The following is a 20,142-nucleotide window of genomic DNA, read 5'->3' on the forward strand; positions in this document are numbered from 1 at the left end:
CTCGTTTGGTTAATATTCGGGCGACTTACGGATGTTTGAACTTAAAAAAATAATCACCGCCTTCATAATGCCCCTCCCCGCCCTGCTTATAATCGGATTTATTGGATTGTTGGTCCTCTGGTTATCCAACCGAAAATGGCTGGCTTCGTTGTTTTTGGTGTTTTCACTGGTCGGGATTGGCCTTATTTCATTTCAGCCGTTTTCCTCTTCGCTGTTGATGCCGCTGGAAAGAGAATACAAAGGCTTCCTTCCACCGGATAACGGTCCCGTTGATTTTGTGATGGTGCTGGGAAACAGCCACGTCGTCGATGACGAAATACCGTCTACATCAGAGCTCTCTCGGGCCGCATTGATGCGCTTGGCGGAAGGGATCCGGATACACCGTCTGTATCCCAACTCGAAGATGATCCTCTCGGGTTATGACGGCGGCTATGAAGTCAGCCATGCGCGAATGCTGGCAAGGGTGGCCATGGCTCTGGGCGTGAACAAAAACCAGATCCTGCTATTGGAAACCGCCAAAGACACCGCAGAGGAAGCTTATCAGGCAAGTACGGTTGTCGGGAATTCCCGGCTGGTTTTGGTGACATCCGCCAGCCACATGCCACGCGCTCTGGATGAGTTCCACCTCATGGGTCTTGAACCTATTCCAGCCCCTACAAACTTCCTGGCTCAGAAAGAGATCAAACAGCCATGGATTAAATACACGCCGAAAGCCCAGTATATGGAGCAGTTCGAGCGGTATTGGCACGAGACGCTGGGACGAGTCTGGCTCAAATGGCGAGACACGGTACTGAACATATTCGCCACAGAAAAGAAAGCACCCGAGCCAGTCCAGGTAACTGAGCCGACGGAAGCGGATGAATCCCCATCACCGGAGCAAGTGCCTGCTCCGCTGACAGCTCCGGCCTCCGGCGCTCAATAAACAACAGACATAGCGAACGAAAGCGGAAGCAGAGGCTTCCGCTTTTTTATACCTCATGCTCCCTGCCCCCACGCCGTCACCCGTGCGCAATAGTCTTTTGACTTTCTGTCCTCGTCTGGGTGCCTAACCTATAACCACTAATCCCGTTTTCTACAACGGAATGTTTGGGTGCGCTACATGCAGCCCAGCAAGAACCAAAGCCTCTTTAACGGGGCTCACAAGGAGGTCACGCTATGTGGCAGGGCTTGAAATCAATCATTGCAAAGGTATTTCCTATGACGATTTCGATTCATCCCAGTGTCGACAAAGGTGTTGCACAAACACAGACAGACGGGTTCAGTGGTGGTCAGCTATTGTGTAAATGTCCTTCTGACAAGGTTATCGTCACGGTAACCTCACAGTCGGCACACAATCATGTATGCGGTTGTTCTAAATGCTGGAAACCTGATGGTGCAACATTTTCGCAGGTCGCTGTGGTTTCCCGTGATTCCCTCAGCGTCACGTCTCACGAAGACAAGCTGAAAATTATCGATGAGTCAGCAGCGATTCAACGTCATGCTTGCACTGGATGCGGTACACATATGTACGGGCGGATTGAAGATACCAATCATCCCTTTTATGGACTGGATTTTATCCATACCGAGCTGTCGAGTGCTGACGGTTGGTCTGCACCAGAGTTTGCAGCCTTTGTTTCTTCTATTATCGAAACCGGCACACCGCCGGATCAGATGGACGCGATTCGTAACCGGCTGAAAGAACTTGGCCTGGAACCATACGACTGTCTCTCACCACCCTTAATGGATGCAATTGCCACGCATGTCGCTAAACAGCGTGGTGTCTTGAACTAAGGCTCATTTTCGATGCTGCATCGCAGCTGTTGGCAGGTAAAGAACAGCTTCTACAAAAAAAGCGGCACCTCTCGGTGCCGCTTCATTATGTCCATCCCTGTTGAAGGGCTTACAGGTATTCGCCTTTGCGCAGCGCATCGATACGCTTTTCCAATGGCGGGTGAGTCATGAAAAGCTCACTCAGGGATTTCTTACCGTTAATCCCGAAAGCCATCATCGAGCCTTCCAGATGTGACTCCTGGCTCATGCGAAGGCGCTCAAGTGCCGCAATCATCTTCTGCTTGCCAACAAGATGCGCTGAACCGGCGTCCGCTTTAAATTCACGGTGACGGCTGAACCACATGGTCAGAATGCTCGCCAGGAAACCGAAAAGGATTTCCATAATTGACGATACGATGAAGTAAGTCATAAAGCTGCCGCCAGATTCGCCATCTTCATCATTGCTGTTCATACCGCTGACCACGCTGGCAATAATGCGCGAGATAAAGATTACGAAGGTGTTCACTACCCCCTGCATCAGGGTCATGGTTACCATGTCACCATTAGCAATGTGGCTTACCTCGTGGGCAAGCACTGCTTCAGCTTCGTCGCGCGTCATACCATGCAGAAGGCCGCTGGACACCGCCACCACGGAATCGTTTTTACGCGCACCTGTGGCAAATGCGTTGATGTCAGGCGAATCATAAATCGCGACTGTTGGCATACCGATACCGGCCTGTTGCGCCTGGCGGGAAACGGTGCTCATCAGCCAGTGTTCAGTTTCATTACGCGGATGTTCAATCACCATTGCACCTACGGAACGCAGTGCCATAGACTTCGACATCATTAGTGAGATGATTGAACCACCAAAACCAAACAGCGCCGCCATTAACAATAGGCCAGACAGGCTGCCCGGTTGCATTCCGGTTACTGCGTAGACAATATTCAGGATAATGCTGAATACAATCAGTACGGCAAAGTTGGTAGCCAAAAACAAGGCTATACGTTTCATTTGTTTGAATTCTCCGATAGAAAAAGCGTTCGTTGCTTATCTCAATAACTGAATAGTAGGGTCAGAGCTGGCAAAAACAAGTCTCTGTCGCAAATTGTTACCCTTTTCACGATTATGACAATTGCTACTTTGGTCGTATTGTCCGTGTCACTACAGAGGAGTAACCTCGAAACACAATCTGATAGCATTTGTTACCTGTATTTAAGTCAGGCTGGCCCCAAACGTTAACATCAATTAGCCAGGTTATAATTGAAATACATTGCAGGGATGTATAGGCGGGCTGGAAAGATGTTCCCTGACCAGTGGAACAATTCAGATTGCAACCTGTTGACCGGCAGGATAAGCCGGTAAATCAAGGCTTAAGGAGAGCAAGATGTCTAACAAAGATAACTATCGTGTCGCCATCGACATTATGTGTTGTCACCTGGGTATGAGCTTTGACGAAGCTTGTAAAGAGCTTGGACTGGAAATGGATGACAGTTCACGTCAAATCGCTGAGGTTCAGGAAAGTCTTCTCGGTATTCACCGGGACGAGCGTTAAGAATTGGCTTGCTAAAGAGAAAGGCTGCGGATAGCAGCCTTTTTTATACGCCCAGACAGGACAAATCAATAAATCCACTCAAGTCGCGACGCTTTATACCCGGCATATAGGGAATTTCACCCAGCTTTGGCGCTCCGAGTTTATGCTCCAGCGTTTCGATAATCTCCGCGTAGTGATCGGTGCCCGGATTGACCCGGTTTGCTACCCAGCCCACCAGCTCTAACCCGTCATGGCGAATTGCTTCCGCTGTCAGTAATGCGTGGTTCAAGCAACCAAGTTTTACCCCTACCACTAGAATAACCGGCAACTTGTGCGGAATAACCCAGTCAGACAGCGCATTGTCCATTGTGACCGGCACCCGCCAACCGCCTGCACCTTCTACAAGGGTGAATTCACTTTTCTCACGCAGGGCGAGCAAGCCTTTATCCAGCATTTCGAAATCTACCGTTTTCCCTTCTGTCGCCGCGGCAATATGCGGTGAAGCCGGAGTGTCCAGAAGGCATGGATTAACTTCGCTGTAGCTCAGTTCGATGTTTGAAGCCTGACGCAGGTGAATGGCATCACTGTTTTGCCACCCTTCTTCTGTTTCCTTGCTTCCAGCAGCAACCGGTTTATATCCGGCAACCGAGAATCCCTTAACTGCTGCTGCCTGCATAATTGCCTTTGAAGCAACGGTTTTACCAACTTCAGTGTCTGTCCCTGTAACGAAAAAGACGTTATTCATTCGTTATCACTCCAAAACACACACGGTATGTCGCTGGTAAACTGCCACATTCCACGGTGTTTTTGCGGTAAGCACTTTCCAGTGCCTTTATTTGTGTTCTACCGCCTAACCCACGGTTCTGACGGCTTTCAATATGTGTTGCACCTATCCCTTTGAGGTCTCGCATCAAGCTAACAGCGGATGGATACAAGGTGACAATGTCAGAAAAGTCTAGGGTATCAGGACACAACCCGGATTGAGCCAGCGCAAGGTTTATCTGGCCCTGGGTTAGAAATTGGTTAACATGTTGATCTGAGTCAACGGCCTGCCAAGCCTTTTTTAACTCCCAAAGCGATCCATCTGCCAGGGTTGAAAAATAAATCTTTCCACCAGGCTTCACCACTCGCTTCATTTCAGAAAGGGGTATAGCCAGATCATCACACCACTGCAATGCCAGTGAAGAAAAGGCAAAATCGAAGCTGTTATCAAGAAATGGAATAGATTCAGCATCACCTTGGGTACAGAGCACTTCTGAACAGCGCCCAGCCGTTTTCTCCAACATTTCCGGAGATAAATCCAAAGCTGTCATTCTTGCCCCAAGGTTCGCCAACCTCTCCACGCAATAACCCGTTCCACACCCGACATCCAGCCCTGATTGTCCGGTCAAGCCAGAGTAACCTGCAATTAACCGGTCAGCCACTTCACGCTGGAATGCTGCGCTGTTGTCATAGGTCTCAGCGGCCCGTCCGAATGCCCTGGCAATCGCCAGCTTGTTACCCGGCCGCATCAGGTTCTGGTTTTCAACCTTCAGGATGGCAGACATTGCTCACCCTCCAGCATGTTTTTGATCTCACCGGCCAATGCCAGCACAGCAACTTTGGGCTGGGACACAGACAACGTCACCCGGAGCCGGGCTTTATTTGCCGGTACAGTTGGAGGCCGGATGGCACCCACCCAATAGCCTTTCTGTCTTAAATACTCTGAAAGCCGAAGCATCGGTTCTGACTGCCCTACAATAACCGGCTTGATAGGCGTGTTTGTATGTGTTGCCCCAGGGATCCCAGACAGTGCCTCCTCCCAGACAGCACTGAGCTCAGACAGTTTTTCCCGTCGCCATTGCTGAGTCTGAATTATTTCGGCTGTGCGGCGTATCGTGTATGCCTGTGCCGGCGGCATTGCTGTAGAATAGACGTAATGGCGCCCAAACTGACGGAGGTAGTCTGCTGTCTCTGTTTGGCACAAAACAGCAGCACCCATTAACCCAAATGCCTTGCCAAAAGTGACAACCAATATGTCGGGCTTGATGCCTGCTGACCTGCAACTCCCAGAGCCATCTTCCCCAAGCACACCAATCCCATGAGCATCATCAACCATCAGCCAGGCGTCATGATGTCTGGCAACCGTCGCTATCTCGGACAATGGGGATTTATCTCCATCCATACTGAACACCCCTTCAGTAACAACGAGTCTGTTGCCAGTTACTGTGCAGCTCAATGCAGCAGAAAGGCTTTCCGTATCGTTGTGCCGAAAACGCTTCATTCTGGCGGGGCTTAGCATTCCCGCTTCCATCAGGGAGGCATGATTGAGCTTGTCCTGGATAACAAGATCTTCTTTATCACAAAGGGTAAAGATAACGGCCTGGTTAGCGGCAAATCCGGAATTAAAAAGCACTGCACTTTCAAATCCCAGCCAGTCGCACAACATCCGTTCCAAATCAGCATGAGGTGATGAGTAACCGGTTACCAACGGCGAAGCCGTACTGCCTGCTCCATAGCGGGATACCCCTTCTTGCCAGAAACGGCAAACATCAGGCGTCCCGGCCAGCCCCAGGTAATCATTGGATGAGAAATTGAGGTAACGTTTTCCGCCCGAGTCCATAAAGTGGCCGTCTACCCGTTCTACGGTAGGCGGATAGCGGTAAAGCCCGGATTCTTTCCGGGCTGTCAGGGCATCATTGATTCTGCGAAAAAATCCACTTCCCATCAGTACAACTGCCTGTTTACAGAGATGCGTCGTAGAAGATATCGTCTTTTGAAGGGCGTGCAGCCAACCTTTCAGCGACCTGATCTCTCAGTTCAGACTCCTGCACTTGATCCGGCTTTTGCACCCGTTCCTGGCGGTTAATACCCAGTTTGCGGAACAACAGCATGTCCTCATCTTCGTCTGGGTTTGGCGTCGTGAGTAGTTTGCAGCCATAGAAGATAGAATTCGCTCCAGCCATAAAGCAAAGCGCCTGCATTTGTTCATTCATCTTTTCGCGACCCGCAGATAAACGAACCGCTGAAGCCGGCATCATAATCCGAGCCACTGCGATGGTGCGGATAAAATCAAATGCATCGAGGTCATCCACGTTTTCAAGCGGCGTACCTTTCACCTTGACCAGCATATTGATCGGCACACTTTCAGGATGCCGTGGCAAGTTTGCCAGCTCCATAAGAAGCCCTGCGCGATCACGCTTGTCTTCACCCAGCCCGACAATACCACCGGAGCAGACTTTCATGCCTGCATCCCGCACATGGGCAAGTGTATCCAAACGGTCATCATAAGTACGGGTTGTAATGATATTGCCGTAGTTTTCGCGGGAGGTATCGAGATTGTGGTTGTAGTAATCCAATCCGGCTTCAGCAAGGGAGTCCGCCTGTTCTTTATTCAACATGCCAAGGGTCATGCAGGTTTCAAGACCCAGGTTTTTCACACCACGGACCATATCAAGCAGGTAAGGCATATCCCGTTCTTTGGGATTTTTCCATGCAGCTCCCATGCAAAAGCGTGTTGCGCCAGAGCTTTTGGCTTTTTCGGCTGCATCTAAAACACGCGCTACTTCCAACAAGCGTTCTTTTTCTATATCTGTTCTGTAGTGGGCACTCTGCGGGCAGTATTTGCAGTCTTCCGGACAGGCACCAGTCTTGATGGACAGAAGCGTACTGACCTGGACTTCATTTGCCAGATGATGTTCACGATGTACCAGCTGCGCTTCAAACAGCAGATCCATAAAGGGTTTTTCGAAAAGAGTCTGAACTTCCTCTACTGTCCAGTTATGCCGAATATCCACGATGACTTCCTCACATTTGCTTCGTGTGATGCACCCGACAGGGCTGCAAATTCTGGTTTGTAATGCTTGGCTAGTTTAAACACACCCCGTAAACTGTCAACATAGATAGAAAGCACTAGTTTACAATCGGTGATTAAATGACCATTGATTTACAATATGACCGCAACCATATTTGGCACCCTTATACATCAACGTTGGATCCCCTCCCTTGTTTCCCAGTCAAAGCGGCAAAAGGCGTTTATATAGAGCTGGAAGATGGCACCAGGCTGATTGACGGGATGTCTTCGTGGTGGTCAGCAATCCATGGTTATAACCATCCGGCATTGACCAATGCTGCGAAGGAACAGCTTGATCAGATGTCCCATATCATGTTTGGGGGGCTGACCCACAAACCTGCGGTAGAGGTGTGTAAAAAACTGGTGGACTTAACACCGGATGGGCTGGAGAAAGTCTTTCTGTGCGATTCTGGTTCAGTGTCTGTTGAAGTGGCACTCAAAATGGCACTTCAGTACTGGTACGCCAGAGGTACGCCAAAATCAAAATTCCTCACACTTCGCCATGGTTACCACGGTGACACGTTCGCAGCTATGTCAGTCACCGACCCAGACAACTCCATGCATAAACTTTACAAAGGCTTCTTACCGGAGCACCTGTTTGCCGATTCTCCTTCCAGCCGTTTCGGTGGGGAGTGGAATCCCTCTGATTTGGACTCAACCATACAACTGTTCGAAGAACACCATCATGAAATTGCAGCTTTTATTCTTGAGCCTGTGGTTCAGGGTGCCGGAGGTATGCGCCTTTACCACCCGGAATTTGTCCGTCACATCAGGAGGCTGTGCGATATATATGATGTGTTGTTGATAGCCGACGAAATTGCCACGGGTTTCGGACGTACCGGAAAGCTGTTTGCCTGTAACCATGCGGAAATTTCCCCTGATATACTTTGTGTAGGCAAAGCATTGACCGGCGGTTATATGACCCTGGCTGCCACACTGACAACGCAACACGTAGCCGATACAGTCTGTAGTGGTGAAGCTGGTTGCTTTATGCACGGACCGACTTTCATGGGAAACCCCTTGGCATGCGCAGTTGCAAATGCAAGCCTCGGACTGCTTAAACAAGGTGAGTGGGAAACAAACGTTGCCCGAATTGAAGCCCAGTTCGCTGAATTGCTGCCAGAATTTTCAAAGTTGGATTGTGTCGCGGATATCCGTTATCTGGGCGCAATTGGTGTGATTGAAACACATCAACCTGTCCGAATGTCCGAGATACAGCAAGCTTTCGTCAATGAAGGGATTTGGGTGCGACCGTTTGGTAAGCTGGTATATGTTATGCCGCCTTTCATTTCAACAGACGAGCAAGTGAAAACTTTACTGAAAGGTATGTATAAGGTTTTAAGCGAGCATTTCAGCGAATAACAACAATACGGTTATCCGGCCTTTAGGCTGCATAAAACGCAGTGATCCCACGGCAATCAACCTGCGTATCGCAGTCTGAAGACAGGAGAATTTTATGTTGTATGGCCTTTTCCCTTTGCCCATTTTTTTGTTGCCAGGTGGAATCACCAAGCTTCGGATTTTTGAGCCGCGTTATATCCGGCTTGTCAAAGAATCTTTGGCAAGCCAATCCCGCTTCGTCCTTGCCATGACGGAAGGTGAAACCATCTGCTCCTATGGCACCCTTGTCGATATTATTGATTTCGAAACGTTAGAAGATGGGCTTCTTGGCATTACCATTCAAGGACGTCATAGGGTTCGCATCACTTCCGCCAGCCAGCAGAGCGATAAATTGTGGGTGTCTGGATTAGACATACTGTCAGATTGGGCCGAAGAAAAAAGCACCGGTGACTGTGAAGATATAACCAATGGTCTGCGTCAAGTTTTTACAGCCTATCCTAACCACGGACACCAGTATGAAGCGACTCATTTCGACAGCATTACGTGGGTCTGTCAACGCTGGCTTGAAGTGCTCCCGTTAGCAAATAACCAGCGCCAGTGGTTTATTGCCCAAAACAGCGTTGCTGAAGCAAAAGACTTCATCAGGCATCTGATTTACAAATCCGACTGATCCAATCCTATTCCGCCTCGTATGACTCTTTATGACGTCTTAAACAAGAGCGATCACAATGATAAGTGCAGGATCTGCATATACTAAGTCTGAAGGGATGCAACGGACAGATTCAAAGCCAATGACCAAACCAGACGGTGAGTTACTCACAAAATTACTGATCGAAGTCGCAGACAACCAGAGCCGAAAAGCTTTTGAGTCTTTGTTCTCCTACTTTGCTCCCAAGATCAGGTCGTACGGTATCCGGACACTCCATCAAGAGGCGTTAGCAATGGAGCTGGTTCAGGACACGATGATTTTGGTTTGGCGCAAAGCAGCATTGTTCAACCGGGACAAAGGTGCAGCAACGACGTGGATCTTTACAATTATGCGCAATGTCAGTTTCGACATGCTCAGGAAAATACAGTCCAACCGGGAAGACAATATAAGCAGCGACATTTGGCCAATGTTCGAAGAAGATGCTGAAAGATTTGACGAACAGGCGGCTAAAGATCAGCTGCATGGAAACCTGATGGCTTATATTGACGAGTTACCGGACTTACAGCAGCAAGTCGTCAGAGGGGTGTACCTCAAACAACTCACTCATCAGGAACTGGCTGAGCAACTGAAGATCCCGCTAGGGACTGTAAAATCACGACTACGCCTCGGTCTTCAAAAACTACGCCACCATCTGGAGAAGCATCATGATTAAGTACCACCCCTACGAATCCATGTTGGTTGCCTTTGCTGCCGGAGAGCTTCCGACCTCCCTCACTATTGCCGTTTCTGCACATGCCGAAATGTGTCCCGAGTGCCAGGCGAAAATTGACAGGTACACCGAAATGCTGGCAGAAAAGGCATTCAACAGCGTGGAAGAAATTTCTTCGCCTCTGACAGACAGTTTTAGTGGGATGCTCTCACGGATATTTGATTCCCCCCAATCAGCTGACGAACCACGGCTTGCGCCTTCGCCACCGGCCACCATCACGGTCTGCGGGGACGTTTACGCTTTACCGAGATCCCTGAGAAGGTTCAGTGATTTAGGTTGGAGCTCCATTGGGCCAATCAGCCGAGCCAGACTGCCACTCAATGAAGAGCCTGTGAGATCAAGTTTGCTCCATATTCAGGCCGATGCTTCTGTTCCTACTCACACTCACAGCGGCTATGAACTCACCCTTTTATTGGATGGCGAGTTTGAAGATGAGAATGACAAATACATACCTGGTGATTTTATCTGGCTTGACAGTCAACACCACCATACACCCTTTACAAAAGACGGCTGCCTCTGTTACACGGTTGCCGACGCCCCTTTACATTTCACCAAGGGAGCGAGCAAATTGCTCAATGCAGTTGGGAATGTAATTTATTGATTTGAATCGCAAATAGTTTGAACCCTCAAGGCGATTGAATTTTGCTCAATCGCTTTTTTTCTTCCAAACCTCAACATTACAACACGTATATCCCGCCCCACAGAAACAGCCACGATATTAAATTACATATATTTAACATCGCATGGTGTTTTATTTTATTTATTCCTTTACACGACAACACATATCTTGATTAAATTATCTGTATCCAAACTATCTCAAGATGACGCCAGTGCACTTAACTATCAATGCTTTCCGATACTGGCCCGCATCCTGAGATGGTTTGGGTAAACACACAATAATATTTACTATGCGAGAACACACATGCAAACACAGCCACGCCTCCCGAGGTTCCTGCGAGGAAGCCTTATATCCCAAATCATAATAGGTATTATCGCAGGCGTAATCATTGCGTCTTTTTCCCCTGACAGTGCCCGCGCTGTTGGCCTGTTAGGCAGCCTTTTCGTCAGCGCCCTTAAAGCAGTCGCACCCATTCTGGTATTCGTTCTTGTTGCAGCATCAATTGCCAACCAAAAACGTGGCCAGCACACCAATATGCGCCCGATTATTACGTTGTACCTGTTCGGCACATTCGCCGCTTCGGTTACCGCTGTTGTTATGAGTTTCCTTTTCCCGACAACTCTGACTCTGGCAACGCACAACGCATCAGTAGCGCCGCCAGAAGGCATATCAGCAGTATTGAGCACCCTGTTGTTTAATATCGTTGATAACCCGGTCAACGCACTGATGTCAGGCAACTTCATTGGCATTCTGGCCTGGGCCATTGCTTTGGGCATTGCACTGCACCACGCATCAGCGGAAACCAAGCAAGTGTTCTCAGACATCTCAGATGGCATCTCTTCCATTGTCCGCTTTGTGATTAAACTCGCGCCTTTGGGTATTTTTGGCTTGGTAGCCAGCACATTTGCTGATACCGGTTTTGAAGCCCTGGCTGGTTATAGTCACCTTTTGGCCGTCTTACTCGGTTCAATGGCAATCATTGCGCTGGTAGTAAACCCACTGATCGTTTTCTACAAAACTGGGACCAACCCTTATCCGTTGGTGTTCCAGTGCCTGCGTGAGAGTGGTATTACTGCATTCTTCACCCGCAGTTCAGCAGCAAACATTCCTGTGAACATGGCACTGTGTAAGAAATTGAACCTGGACGAAGACACCTATTCAGTTTCCATTCCATTGGGTGCCACCATTAACATGGCCGGTGCAGCGATCACCATTACCGTGCTGACTCTGGCAGCAGCGCACACTTTGGGTATCAATATCGATCTGGCCACTGCGATCCTGCTCAGTATCGTGGCAGCCGTGTCAGCATGCGGAGCATCAGGCGTGGCCGGCGGATCACTGTTGTTGATCCCATTGGCATGTAACCTGTTTGGTATTCCAAATGAAATCGCTATGCAGGTTGTTGCGGTAGGCTTCATTATCGGCGTAATCCAGGATTCAGCCGAAACAGCCCTGAATAGTTCTACAGACGTTATTTTTACTGCGGCAGCCTGTAAAGCCGTTGAGAAAAAAGCAGCGGCAGAACTCAGCACTAACTAACCTGCTGATACCCAAATTGAAAAACGATAAAGGAGCGCAATGCGCTCCTTTCTTTATAACATCTGAGTACAGCAGAAATGTATGCTGTGACTACCCTTCAACCAGTCGAATCAGCAAGCTTCCATCATACAATGCTTGCTTAACCAGCGCCGCACCTGCCATTGTTCCCTGTGTGTAAAAACGGGTTTCCATGAATTGCAGGTTTTCCCCATAGGAAGGCAAAGCCTGAGACTTTACACACTCTTCAATTGCAGGGTACAGGATGGTTTTCGCCCGATTTAACTCACTGCCTATCATGACTTTTTGTGGGTTAAACAAATTCACAAGAATGGCTATGCCGCGACCCAGATGCTGACCAAGTTCAATAATCACCCGCTGGGCGACACCATCGCCGGAAACTGCCGCATTACACAAAGACTCGATAGTAATGGGCTGACTCTGCAGGACAGAAGGATGCCCCTCCCCTAGCAGTTGCTCGGCTTTCTCCAATGCAGCGGACAGGCTGACTTCAGTTTCAAGGCAGCCGTAATTCCCGCAGTGGCAACGCTTACCATACGGTTTAATCTGGATATGACCGATTTCACCGATATTGCCTACGCGGCGCTGGAGCACAGTCCCATCAACCATAATGCCGGCTCCGACACCATTGTGCACAGACACCAGTATCGCATTCTCTACATCGACAGCATGGCCAAACAGTTTTTCTGCCAACGCCCACGAGCGGGTATCATTGCCAACAAACACCGGCAAACCTGTTGCCTGATGCACTGCTTTACCCAGTTCAAGATTCCGTACGTCATAATGAGGCATTTGCAAAATAATGCCATCTTCACTGTCAACCAAGCCGGGGAGGGAAATAGCAACGCTGGTCACACGATCCAGGGTTGCAGAATGTCTCTGGAAAAACTGGTTAATTTCTATCAGCAGATGGTCCAGCACTTCATCTTGCTGGGTCTGGTTCATTACCACACGTTCTTCGATAAGGATATCACCGCCCAGATCGTGCAAAGCAATGGTCAGATACCCTCGTCCCAGTCTCATTGAGAGAAATTGCCAACCCTCGTTGTCAACAACAAGACCAATTGCAGGTCTTCCCCTGCTGCTTGGTTCCTGGTATTCAGTTTCTTTAATAAGGTGCGCTTCTAACAGTTCCCGGGTGATCTTGGTGATACTGGCAGGGGCAAGTTGACTGCGTTTTGACAGTTCAATCCGGGAAATTGGGCCAAATTTATCAATGAGCTTATATACAGTCCCCGCATTATTTCTTTTTATATGATCTATGTGACCAGGCTGGGCGACGTACATGCCCTTCTCCCTAAATTAACTTCAAAAATTGGCTCAATTGAATTTTTTTACGTTGCGAAGTAATTGTGAAGCGTAGTGTCATGAGGACGTGATAGAAATCACGAGATAATTTTGCGCTCGGTCGAATATCGGAAATTTAGCCACCCAGATTCAAAAAAACAGACAGGCAAATTTCACATGGAATGGTAATTATTTTTCGCAGTATAAGATGTTCACTCTCACTGTAAGAAACAGAACTTTCCTGCCATAATGCGCACCCTGCGCGTCTTAGCAACAGTGGAAACCATGTACCAGATCAACGAAGTATTTCAAACCATTCAGGGTGAAGGCATCTTTACCGGCCAACCTGCGCTCTTTGTGCGCCTCCAAGGCTGTCCTGTAGGTTGTCCTTGGTGCGATACCAAGCATACCTGGGATGTGATGGAAAATGACCAAAGGGATTTTGGAACCATTATTGCCAAGGAGCACGAGTCACCTTTGTGGGCCAGCGTTTCACCGGATACCCTGATCCAACATTTTTCCGATTGCGGGTACACCGCCAGGCACGTTGTCATTACTGGTGGTGAACCGTGCGTACATGACTTGCTCCCTCTTACCCAGGCACTGGAAAATGCGGGCTACCAATGCCAGATTGAAACAAGCGGTACATACAAAATTAAGGCAACTGAAAATACCTGGGTAACGGTATCGCCAAAAATCGCGATGAAAGGAAAACTGCCGGTATTGTCAGACGCCCTTGCGCGCGCAAACGAAATTAAACATCCCGTTGGCACTGAAAAAGACATTAACCTGCTTGACGACCTGTTGGATGGTGTTGCATTACGAAATGACGTAACAATCGCGCTCCAACCAATCAGTCAAAAACCTCGGGCAACCTCTTTGTGTATTGACACCTGCATAGCACGTAACTGGCGGCTGTCAGTACAGACCCATAAATATCTTTCCATCGCCTGACTTGTAATTACAGCGACCAAACAGTAAAAAGGCCGCATTTTTCGGCCTTTCGGTTATTTAAGAACGGTTATTTTCCGGTATAAAGGCAACCTGAAGTGCAGGTCTCCTTTATCATTACCTTACTTAGCATTGGCAACTTAGGCTTGAGCTGGTCCCAAATCCACTTAGAAAGGACCTCACTGGTTGGGTTTTCCAGCCCTTCGATTTCATTCAGGTAGTGGTGATCCAGCTGATCGTAAATTGGCTTAAAAATCGCTTTGATTTCTGAGAAATCGATGACCCAGCCAGTATGTGGATCGACTTCACCTTCTACATAAATGCGCACGACAAAAGAGTGCCCATGAAGGCGACCACATTTGTGTCCATCCGGTACATGAGGAAGACGGTGTGCCGCCTCGAAGGTGAATTCTTTAAACAGTTCGGTGGTCATAGTGAAATTCATGCTAGCGTTATCGAGGGGTGCATCCTACTTCAAAGCGTAGTGCATCACAAATTCATGTATGCATACCTGTATTCCATCCTCAAGGATATCTGCACGCAACTGGCACCGGAGGTCAAAACACTGCGTTTTACCGCCCAAAATGTGCGAATACACTCATCTAAATTGTTTTATTGATATCTTTCACAACCAGAAAGCGGTTTTCAGCAACAGTTCTGAACAAAAAACCTTATGGAAAGTGTTCATTTATCACACTTTATAACCTTTAGAGATTAATAATAAACAATTCGCGTTAACATGGTTTCACATACTTTAAACAATGTCAGATCTAGGTATGCGAATAACTTTGGCCAAAAAAATCCTGTTTGCTCTTCTTTCCGTGTTTGTCATCGTTCTGGTTGTGTCTGTCAGCTATGAATCCTACAAGCAAAAAGAAATGGTACGTGATCTTATTAGCGACCAAATGCTTGATAAGGCGAGTAATTATTTTGACAGCCTTAATATGATGATGCTGACCGGTACCATGTCGCAAAAAGAAGTTCTGCGTCAAAAGGTACTGTCTCACGAGAATATGGAAAACGTCAGGGTTATTCGAGGTGAAGGCATAACTAATATATTTGGGCCAGGGCAAAAGAACCAGACTGCAGTTGATGATATTGACAAGCGCGCACTGAAAGGGGAAACCATTGCTCAAATCTATGACGCTAATAACGCAAAGCGTCTCGTCGTAGCCCTTCCCATGCAAGCCAGCAGTGATTATCGGGGAACCAATTGTCTACAGTGCCACATTGTGGATGAAGGAACCGTCTTGGGTGTTGTGCGACTTGAATACAACCTGGCACCAATATTCGCGTCTATAACCAAACACTCGCTGGTCAGTGCCGGTATCATGGCCGTAATCGCGCTGGCCGGATTCATATTTGCTCTGTTTTTCATCCGCCGCATTGCTATTTCCCCACTCAAAAAAATGTCCGCCTTCATGCGGCAAACTGCACAAGACAGGAATCTGGCAGGAAGAATTAACATCAAACAAAATGATGAAATTGGAGACCTTGCCAACAGTTGTAACCAGCTTCTTGATAACTTCTCAGACAGTTTGATGAAGGTGCAGCGGACATCTGAAACACTCTCTGCCGAAGCGGCCAAACTGATTGATGTTGCACAGCAAACGCAGGGGCTGACAGAAAGACAGCAGGCAGAAACTGAAGACATGTCTGATTCCGTTGACCGCATCCAACACAACCAGCATGACGTAGCAAGCCGAACGACAGAAACCACTGCGCTGACCGAATCATCGCTCTCGAGTGCCAATGACGGCAGCGTTATGGCTCACCAAGCAGCGGGTGATATCAAGCATTTAGTTGCTGAGATTGAACAGGTCCGAGACCAGATTGACTTGGTTAACAACCAAAGTGAAGAGGTTAACAGCATTCTTGACGTTATCCGGGGAATTGCCGAGCAGACCAACCTGTTGGCACTCAACGCTGCCATAGAAGCGGCTCGCGCTGGCGAACAGGGACGGGGTTTTGCTGTTGTTGCAGGTGAAGTTCGAAACCTGGCAAGCAGGACACACGACGCAACCGGGGAAATCCAACGGATTATCGAAGACTTGCGCAATGGTACATCAACCTGTGTATCGCTGATTGATACCACCTGCGAGAACACCAATGCCCGGGCAGAAACCGTCCAGGCACTTTCTGAAGCACTCGAGGTTATTGGAAACCAGGTGAATGAAGTGAACATGCATGCAGTACAAATCAGTACTGACAGTGTGAACCAGACGTCGCTGACAGATTCCCTTCGTGAACGTATTTCAACAGTCACAGAACATGCAAACCAGACCGCGGCCAACGCAAACGGAGTAAAGCAGATTAGCAGCAAACTTGAGCATCTTGTTGTGGAACTTGAAGGTTTGATTAATCAGTTCCAGTTCCGGCGCTGAGTTAATCTTCGACACTACCAAAGAGCAGCTGTTGGACAAAAGCTGCTCTTTTTCATTTTCGATGCCTGCCCAAAAAGGGAATCGAAGAGATTTCGACCTAGAAATCATCAAATTCCCGTCGAATACCTACTCTCTACTTGAAGCGAAAACAAAGACGGGTAAACTCTCCTATCTGGACTCGTTTTTTGACTGATGTATCCGGCATTCTTCCCCGCCGGATAAGCCCAACGGAGATAATAGCTAATTATGACTTACGCGCCTGTAGCAGACGTACTGCACGGCAAAGTCGCTGTCGATTCAGAAGTGACTGTGCGTGGTTGGGTTCGTACCCGCCGCGACTCAAAGGCCGGCATTTCATTCCTTGCCGTTTATGACGGTTCATGTTTTGACCCTATCCAGGCCGTAGTTCCTAATGAGCTGAATAATTACGAGCAGGAAATTCTTCGCCTGACTACCGGTTGTTCTGTTGAGGTAACTGGTAAAGTCGTTGAGTCCCCAGGACAAGGCCAGGCTTTTGAAATGCAGGCGACTGCCGTTAAGGTTGTTGGTTGGGTTGAAGATGCCGACACCTACCCAATGGCTAAAACGCGCCACTCTATTGAGTACCTGCGTGAAGTTGCCCACCTGCGTCCTCGCACCAACGTTATTGGTGCGGTAGCGCGTGTGCGTAACTGTCTGTCCCAGGCAATTCACCGTTTCTACCACGAGCAGGGTTTCTTCTGGGTTTCTGCTCCGCTGATCACGGCTTCTGACTGTGAAGGTGCCGGCGAAATGTTCCGAGTTTCTACTCTGGACATGGAAAACCTGCCACGCACTGATAAAGGCGCGGTTGATTACAACGAAGATTTCTTCGGCAAAGAAACGTTCCTGACTGTATCTGGTCAGTTGAACGCAGAAGCGTATGCCTGCGCCCTGAGCAAGGTGTACACCTTCGGCCCAACATTCCGCGCTGAAAATTCAAACACCAGCCGCCACCTGGCAGAATTCTGGATGGTTGAGCCGGAAGTTGCCTTTGCAGAACTGGATGACGTTGCCAAGCTGGCAGAAGACATGCTGAAGTATGTATTCAAAGCCGTTCTGGAAGAGCGTCGTGATGACCTTGAGTTCTTTGCCCAGCGCATCGACAAGAACGCCATTACCCGTCTGGAACAGTTTGTCAGCTCTGACTTTGCACAGGTTGATTACACTGATGCTATCCAGATTCTGGTGGACTCGGGCAAAGAGTTCGAATTCCCTGTTGAATGGGGAATCGACATGTCTTCCGAGCACGAGCGTTACCTTGCTGAAGAACACTTCAAAGCACCGGTTATCGTTAAGAACTATCCAAAAGACATCAAAGCGTTCTACATGCGCATGAACGATGACGGTAAAACCGTTGCTGCGATGGATGTTCTGGCTCCGGGTATCGGTGAAATCATCGGTGGTTCACAGCGTGAAGAGCGTCTGGACATTCTGGATGCACGTATGCGCGAGATGGGTATCGACCCAGAACACATGAACTGGTACCGCGACCTGCGTCGCTATGGCACTGTACCACACGCAGGTTTCGGCCTGGGCTTTGAGCGCCTGGTATCTTACGTAACCGGTATGGGTAACGTACGTGATGTGATCCCATTCCCACGTACACCACGTAACGCTTCTTTCTAAAATTCAGTGCTTTCTAAAAGCCGCTGTTTTTAGAATCCTAAAAAATCCCCTGCTTGACAGGGGATTTTTATTGTCTAACGAATTAACTCATAAAAAACGACACCCAGCCCAGACAGCAGAAGGCAAACCAGCATAATCTTGACCAGATTAGTTTGGGCAGATTCACTCAATTTGTTCTGAGCAATAAGGAATGCCAGGGCTGCCAGAACACCTATTGCTATCCATTTGATCATCAAGAGTCTCTCCCTTCCAGCTATCAGGTTGAACCGACAATACTTTTCACAGTTGCTCTTCAAAGATTATCCGTTTGGCTGAGGAATTCCCATGTTTTTCAGTTGTGCTCATCAGTATTGAATGACACAGCCGGGTAAAAACTGTCACATTTTCTGCCTTTGACCCTAATCTGACATATTAATCAGTTACACAGTCTACTTTTAATTTGTGGTGCTAATTTGTAAGCAGTTTATTAAGGAGACTGAGAACCATGGTAAAAACTCTCACTGCTGAATTTATAGGTACTTTCTGGCTGGTGCTGGGTGGTTGTGGAAGCGCTGTCATTGCTGCTGCATTTCCCAATGTGGGAATCGGCCTGCTGGGTGTTTCACTCGCCTTCGGCCTGACGGTGGTCACAATGGCCTATGCCATTGGGCACATTTCAGGATGTCACCTCAATCCGGCGGTTACCGTTGGCCTCTGGGCCGGAGGGCGGTTCGAAACGGGTCTGGTCGCTCCCTATATTATTGCCCAGGTGTTGGGAGGCTTCGCGGGTGCATTTGTTTTGTATATCATCGCCAGCGGTGCACCGGAATTCAGCTTGGAAGGCGGTCTCGCATCTAATGGGTATGGCGAACACTCTCCTGGCGGGTACTCTCTTGGAGCAGGGTTTATCACCGAGATTGTGATGACGTTTTTCTTTTTGTTTGTCATTTTAGGCGTCACCCATAAGCGAGCGACACCTGCTCTCGCAGGTCTGGCTATCGGCTTATGCCTCACCTTGATACACCTAATCAGCATCCCGGTTACCAATACGTCAGTCAATCCGGCACGAAGCACAGGGCCGGCCCTGATTGTCGGGGATTGGGCTTTAGGGCAACTATGGCTGTTTTGGGTAGCACCAATCATTGGTGCGGTATTAGCCGGGGTTATATACCGTTGGTTGTGTCCTGAAGAATAATATATCCACGACTGGGTATACCTGTATGTTCGGCTCGGCCGGACATACACTACCCCCATAGAACAATCATTCACTCCCCTCACCTGTTAGCGGGCAATTCAGCATCCAGCGGATTCCATATTTGTCGACAACCTGACCAAACCTTGCACTCCAGAACATTTCACTGAGCGGCATAATAACTTGGCCTCCATGGCTGAGTGCCGCAAATACCTTATCCTGCTCGTCAGGTTCACAGAAATTTATTGCCAGTGCCACTGAACCACTGCCGGCAATGGGCTCATCAACCATGCCGTCAGAAGCCATAAAAGATATACCGGAGGATTCAAACTCAGCATGCATGATACGGTTACTGTCCACTTCAAGTAACTCTACCGGGGCGTCATCAAATGTCTGCATCAGAATCACTTCGCCATCAAAGCACGCACAGTAAAATTGCAGTGCCTCTCGGCATTTCCCGGAAAATGTGATGTGGGGTTTCAGCGTTTCCATAACCGTCACCTCAATCAGCAGCCAATTTTATTTGGTACCAAATCAGATAAAACCGGCTGGTTAAAGTCCTAAACTCGGACAGGAAACTAAAGAATAGCATTGTATGTAAAACGGAGAGAAATAGCAGAGAAAATGCCTCATTTACGCTACAAAATGAGGCAT

21 protein-coding genes are annotated in these 20,142 nt (G+C 48.4%); 12 read left to right on the forward strand and 9 right to left on the reverse strand.

Translation table 11 applies throughout. From position 1 onward, the window contains the following. The first annotated feature begins 31 nt into the window (after positions 1-31). Positions 32-922, forward strand: coding sequence for an envelope biogenesis factor ElyC (gene elyC, locus NF212_RS10245; protein ID WP_434355254.1), 891 nt, complete (start codon positions 32-34; stop codon positions 920-922). Positions 923-1,197: 275 nt separating this feature from the next. Continuing rightward, positions 1,198-1,770, forward strand: coding sequence for an S-(hydroxymethyl)glutathione synthase (gfa, locus tag NF212_RS10250; RefSeq protein ID WP_434355256.1), 573 nt, complete (start codon positions 1,198-1,200; stop codon positions 1,768-1,770). A gap of 109 nt (positions 1,771-1,879) precedes the next feature. On the opposite strand, the gene htpX is transcribed toward gfa, so the two are convergent. Then, on the reverse strand, positions 1,880-2,761 hold the full coding sequence (gene htpX / locus NF212_RS10255; protein ID WP_434355258.1) for a protease HtpX: 882 nt from the start codon (positions 2,759-2,761) through the stop codon (positions 1,880-1,882). 373 nt (positions 2,762-3,134) lie between these two features. Here htpX and NF212_RS10260 point away from each other — a divergent pair, with 373 nt between their 5' ends. Beyond that, positions 3,135-3,302: a hypothetical protein gene (locus NF212_RS10260; protein WP_434355260.1), complete on the forward strand. Its 168-nt coding sequence runs from the start codon at positions 3,135-3,137 to the stop codon at positions 3,300-3,302. Positions 3,303-3,345: 43 nt separating this feature from the next. Here the strand turns inward: NF212_RS10260 and bioD are convergent, their stop codons facing one another. The 4 genes from bioD to bioB are packed head-to-tail and all read right to left on the reverse strand — an operon-like array spanning position 3,346 to position 7,057. Further along, positions 3,346-4,026: a dethiobiotin synthase gene (gene bioD, locus NF212_RS10265; RefSeq protein WP_434355262.1), complete on the reverse strand. Its 681-nt coding sequence runs from the start codon at positions 4,024-4,026 to the stop codon at positions 3,346-3,348. After that, the gene (gene bioC / locus NF212_RS10270; protein ID WP_434355264.1) at positions 4,019-4,828 is read right to left on the reverse strand and encodes a malonyl-ACP O-methyltransferase BioC; all 810 of its coding nucleotides are present in this window, start codon (positions 4,826-4,828) and stop codon (positions 4,019-4,021) included. Before bioC ends, bioD begins: the two co-directional genes overlap by 8 nt. Then, entirely contained in the window at positions 4,813-5,988 is a 1,176-nt protein-coding gene (gene bioF, locus NF212_RS10275; RefSeq protein WP_434355266.1) for an 8-amino-7-oxononanoate synthase, read from the reverse strand. Before bioF ends, bioC begins: the two co-directional genes overlap by 16 nt. A gap of 16 nt (positions 5,989-6,004) precedes the next feature. Next, positions 6,005-7,057 (reverse strand): biotin synthase BioB, encoded by a 1,053-nt coding sequence (bioB, locus tag NF212_RS10280; RefSeq protein ID WP_434355268.1) that lies wholly within the window; start codon positions 7,055-7,057, stop codon positions 6,005-6,007. A 137-nt stretch (positions 7,058-7,194) separates the two neighbouring features. On the opposite strand from bioB, the gene bioA reads away from it, so the two are divergent. The 5 genes from bioA to sstT all read left to right on the forward strand — a co-directional run bounded on the left by bioA (position 7,195) and on the right by sstT (position 12,030). Beyond that, on the forward strand, positions 7,195-8,475 hold the full coding sequence (gene bioA, locus NF212_RS10285) for an adenosylmethionine--8-amino-7-oxononanoate transaminase (protein WP_434355270.1): 1,281 nt from the start codon (positions 7,195-7,197) through the stop codon (positions 8,473-8,475). A 94-nt stretch (positions 8,476-8,569) separates the two neighbouring features. Further along, a complete protein-coding gene (locus tag NF212_RS10290; RefSeq protein WP_434355272.1) occupies positions 8,570-9,124 on the forward strand; it encodes an LON peptidase substrate-binding domain-containing protein in 555 nt (184 codons plus the stop codon). A 121-nt stretch (positions 9,125-9,245) separates the two neighbouring features. Further along, positions 9,246-9,815, forward strand: coding sequence for a sigma-70 family RNA polymerase sigma factor (locus tag NF212_RS10295; RefSeq protein WP_434355274.1), 570 nt, complete (start codon positions 9,246-9,248; stop codon positions 9,813-9,815). After that, positions 9,808-10,473, forward strand: a complete 666-nt coding sequence (locus NF212_RS10300) for a ChrR family anti-sigma-E factor (RefSeq protein ID WP_434355277.1) — start codon at positions 9,808-9,810, stop codon at positions 10,471-10,473. Before NF212_RS10295 ends, NF212_RS10300 begins: the two co-directional genes overlap by 8 nt. 321 nt (positions 10,474-10,794) lie before the next feature. Further along, positions 10,795-12,030, forward strand: coding sequence for a serine/threonine transporter SstT (gene sstT / locus NF212_RS10305; RefSeq protein WP_434355279.1), 1,236 nt, complete (start codon positions 10,795-10,797; stop codon positions 12,028-12,030). 90 nt (positions 12,031-12,120) lie between these two features. On the opposite strand, the gene mlc is transcribed toward sstT, so the two are convergent. Beyond that, the gene (gene mlc / locus NF212_RS10310; RefSeq protein WP_434355281.1) at positions 12,121-13,335 is read right to left on the reverse strand and encodes a sugar metabolism global transcriptional regulator Mlc; all 1,215 of its coding nucleotides are present in this window, start codon (positions 13,333-13,335) and stop codon (positions 12,121-12,123) included. Positions 13,336-13,620: 285 nt separating this feature from the next. Here mlc and queE point away from each other — a divergent pair, with 285 nt between their 5' ends. Continuing rightward, positions 13,621-14,289 (forward strand): 7-carboxy-7-deazaguanine synthase QueE, encoded by a 669-nt coding sequence (queE, locus tag NF212_RS10315; protein WP_434355283.1) that lies wholly within the window; start codon positions 13,621-13,623, stop codon positions 14,287-14,289. 67 nt (positions 14,290-14,356) lie between these two features. Here queE and queD read toward each other — a convergent pair whose 3' ends face one another. After that, positions 14,357-14,719: a 6-carboxytetrahydropterin synthase QueD gene (queD, locus tag NF212_RS10320; protein WP_434355285.1), complete on the reverse strand. Its 363-nt coding sequence runs from the start codon at positions 14,717-14,719 to the stop codon at positions 14,357-14,359. Positions 14,720-15,062: 343 nt separating this feature from the next. Here queD and NF212_RS10325 point away from each other — a divergent pair, with 343 nt between their 5' ends. Both NF212_RS10325 and asnS read left to right on the forward strand, forming a co-directional pair. Then, entirely contained in the window at positions 15,063-16,670 is a 1,608-nt protein-coding gene (locus NF212_RS10325) for a methyl-accepting chemotaxis protein (RefSeq protein ID WP_434355287.1), read from the forward strand. A gap of 246 nt (positions 16,671-16,916) precedes the next feature. Further along, positions 16,917-18,317 (forward strand): asparagine--tRNA ligase, encoded by a 1,401-nt coding sequence (gene asnS, locus NF212_RS10330; protein WP_434355289.1) that lies wholly within the window; start codon positions 16,917-16,919, stop codon positions 18,315-18,317. 74 nt (positions 18,318-18,391) lie between these two features. Here the strand turns inward: asnS and NF212_RS10335 are convergent, their stop codons facing one another. After that, the gene (locus NF212_RS10335; RefSeq protein ID WP_434355291.1) at positions 18,392-18,550 is read right to left on the reverse strand and encodes a hypothetical protein; all 159 of its coding nucleotides are present in this window, start codon (positions 18,548-18,550) and stop codon (positions 18,392-18,394) included. Positions 18,551-18,801: 251 nt separating this feature from the next. Here NF212_RS10335 and aqpZ point away from each other — a divergent pair, with 251 nt between their 5' ends. Continuing rightward, the gene (aqpZ, locus tag NF212_RS10340) at positions 18,802-19,491 is read left to right on the forward strand and encodes an aquaporin Z (protein WP_434355293.1); all 690 of its coding nucleotides are present in this window, start codon (positions 18,802-18,804) and stop codon (positions 19,489-19,491) included. 66 nt (positions 19,492-19,557) lie between these two features. Here the strand turns inward: aqpZ and NF212_RS10345 are convergent, their stop codons facing one another. Next, positions 19,558-19,980 carry a VOC family protein gene (locus tag NF212_RS10345; RefSeq protein ID WP_434355295.1) on the reverse strand — a complete coding sequence of 141 codons (423 nt, stop codon included), beginning with the start codon at positions 19,978-19,980 and terminating at the stop codon, positions 19,558-19,560. Between the last annotated feature and the right edge of the window lie 162 nt (positions 19,981-20,142).

Source organism: Parasalinivibrio latis (assembly GCF_036825535.1).
In the GTDB taxonomy this organism is placed as follows: Bacteria; Pseudomonadota; Gammaproteobacteria; order Enterobacterales; family Vibrionaceae; genus Parasalinivibrio; species Parasalinivibrio latis.

What these genes read in the sequence shown, in the direction of transcription:
- NF212_RS10300 (WP_434355277.1), top strand. Translation starts at nt 9,808, where the DNA reads ATGATTAAGTACCACCCCTACGAATCCATGTTGGTTGCCTTTGCTGCC.
- queE (WP_434355283.1), top strand. Translation starts at nt 13,621, where the DNA reads ATGTACCAGATCAACGAAGTATTTCAAACCATTCAGGGTGAAGGCATC.
- htpX (WP_434355258.1), bottom strand. Translation starts at nt 2,761, where the DNA reads ATGAAACGTATAGCCTTGTTTTTGGCTACCAACTTTGCCGTACTGATT.
- sstT (WP_434355279.1), top strand. Translation starts at nt 10,795, where the DNA reads ATGCAAACACAGCCACGCCTCCCGAGGTTCCTGCGAGGAAGCCTTATA.
- NF212_RS10345 (WP_434355295.1), bottom strand. Translation starts at nt 19,980, where the DNA reads ATGGAAACGCTGAAACCCCACATCACATTTTCCGGGAAATGCCGAGAG.
- aqpZ (WP_434355293.1), top strand. Translation starts at nt 18,802, where the DNA reads ATGGTAAAAACTCTCACTGCTGAATTTATAGGTACTTTCTGGCTGGTG.
- NF212_RS10335 (WP_434355291.1), bottom strand. Translation starts at nt 18,550, where the DNA reads ATGATCAAATGGATAGCAATAGGTGTTCTGGCAGCCCTGGCATTCCTT.
- bioD (WP_434355262.1), bottom strand. Translation starts at nt 4,026, where the DNA reads ATGAATAACGTCTTTTTCGTTACAGGGACAGACACTGAAGTTGGTAAA.
- bioA (WP_434355270.1), top strand. Translation starts at nt 7,195, where the DNA reads ATGACCATTGATTTACAATATGACCGCAACCATATTTGGCACCCTTAT.
- asnS (WP_434355289.1), top strand. Translation starts at nt 16,917, where the DNA reads ATGACTTACGCGCCTGTAGCAGACGTACTGCACGGCAAAGTCGCTGTC.
- NF212_RS10295 (WP_434355274.1), top strand. Translation starts at nt 9,246, where the DNA reads ATGACCAAACCAGACGGTGAGTTACTCACAAAATTACTGATCGAAGTC.
- mlc (WP_434355281.1), bottom strand. Translation starts at nt 13,335, where the DNA reads ATGTACGTCGCCCAGCCTGGTCACATAGATCATATAAAAAGAAATAAT.
- bioF (WP_434355266.1), bottom strand. Translation starts at nt 5,988, where the DNA reads ATGGGAAGTGGATTTTTTCGCAGAATCAATGATGCCCTGACAGCCCGG.
- NF212_RS10325 (WP_434355287.1), top strand. Translation starts at nt 15,063, where the DNA reads ATGCGAATAACTTTGGCCAAAAAAATCCTGTTTGCTCTTCTTTCCGTG.
- elyC (WP_434355254.1), top strand. Translation starts at nt 32, where the DNA reads ATGTTTGAACTTAAAAAAATAATCACCGCCTTCATAATGCCCCTCCCC.
- gfa (WP_434355256.1), top strand. Translation starts at nt 1,198, where the DNA reads ATGACGATTTCGATTCATCCCAGTGTCGACAAAGGTGTTGCACAAACA.
- bioC (WP_434355264.1), bottom strand. Translation starts at nt 4,828, where the DNA reads ATGTCTGCCATCCTGAAGGTTGAAAACCAGAACCTGATGCGGCCGGGT.
- NF212_RS10260 (WP_434355260.1), top strand. Translation starts at nt 3,135, where the DNA reads ATGTCTAACAAAGATAACTATCGTGTCGCCATCGACATTATGTGTTGT.
- queD (WP_434355285.1), bottom strand. Translation starts at nt 14,719, where the DNA reads ATGACCACCGAACTGTTTAAAGAATTCACCTTCGAGGCGGCACACCGT.
- NF212_RS10290 (WP_434355272.1), top strand. Translation starts at nt 8,570, where the DNA reads ATGTTGTATGGCCTTTTCCCTTTGCCCATTTTTTTGTTGCCAGGTGGA.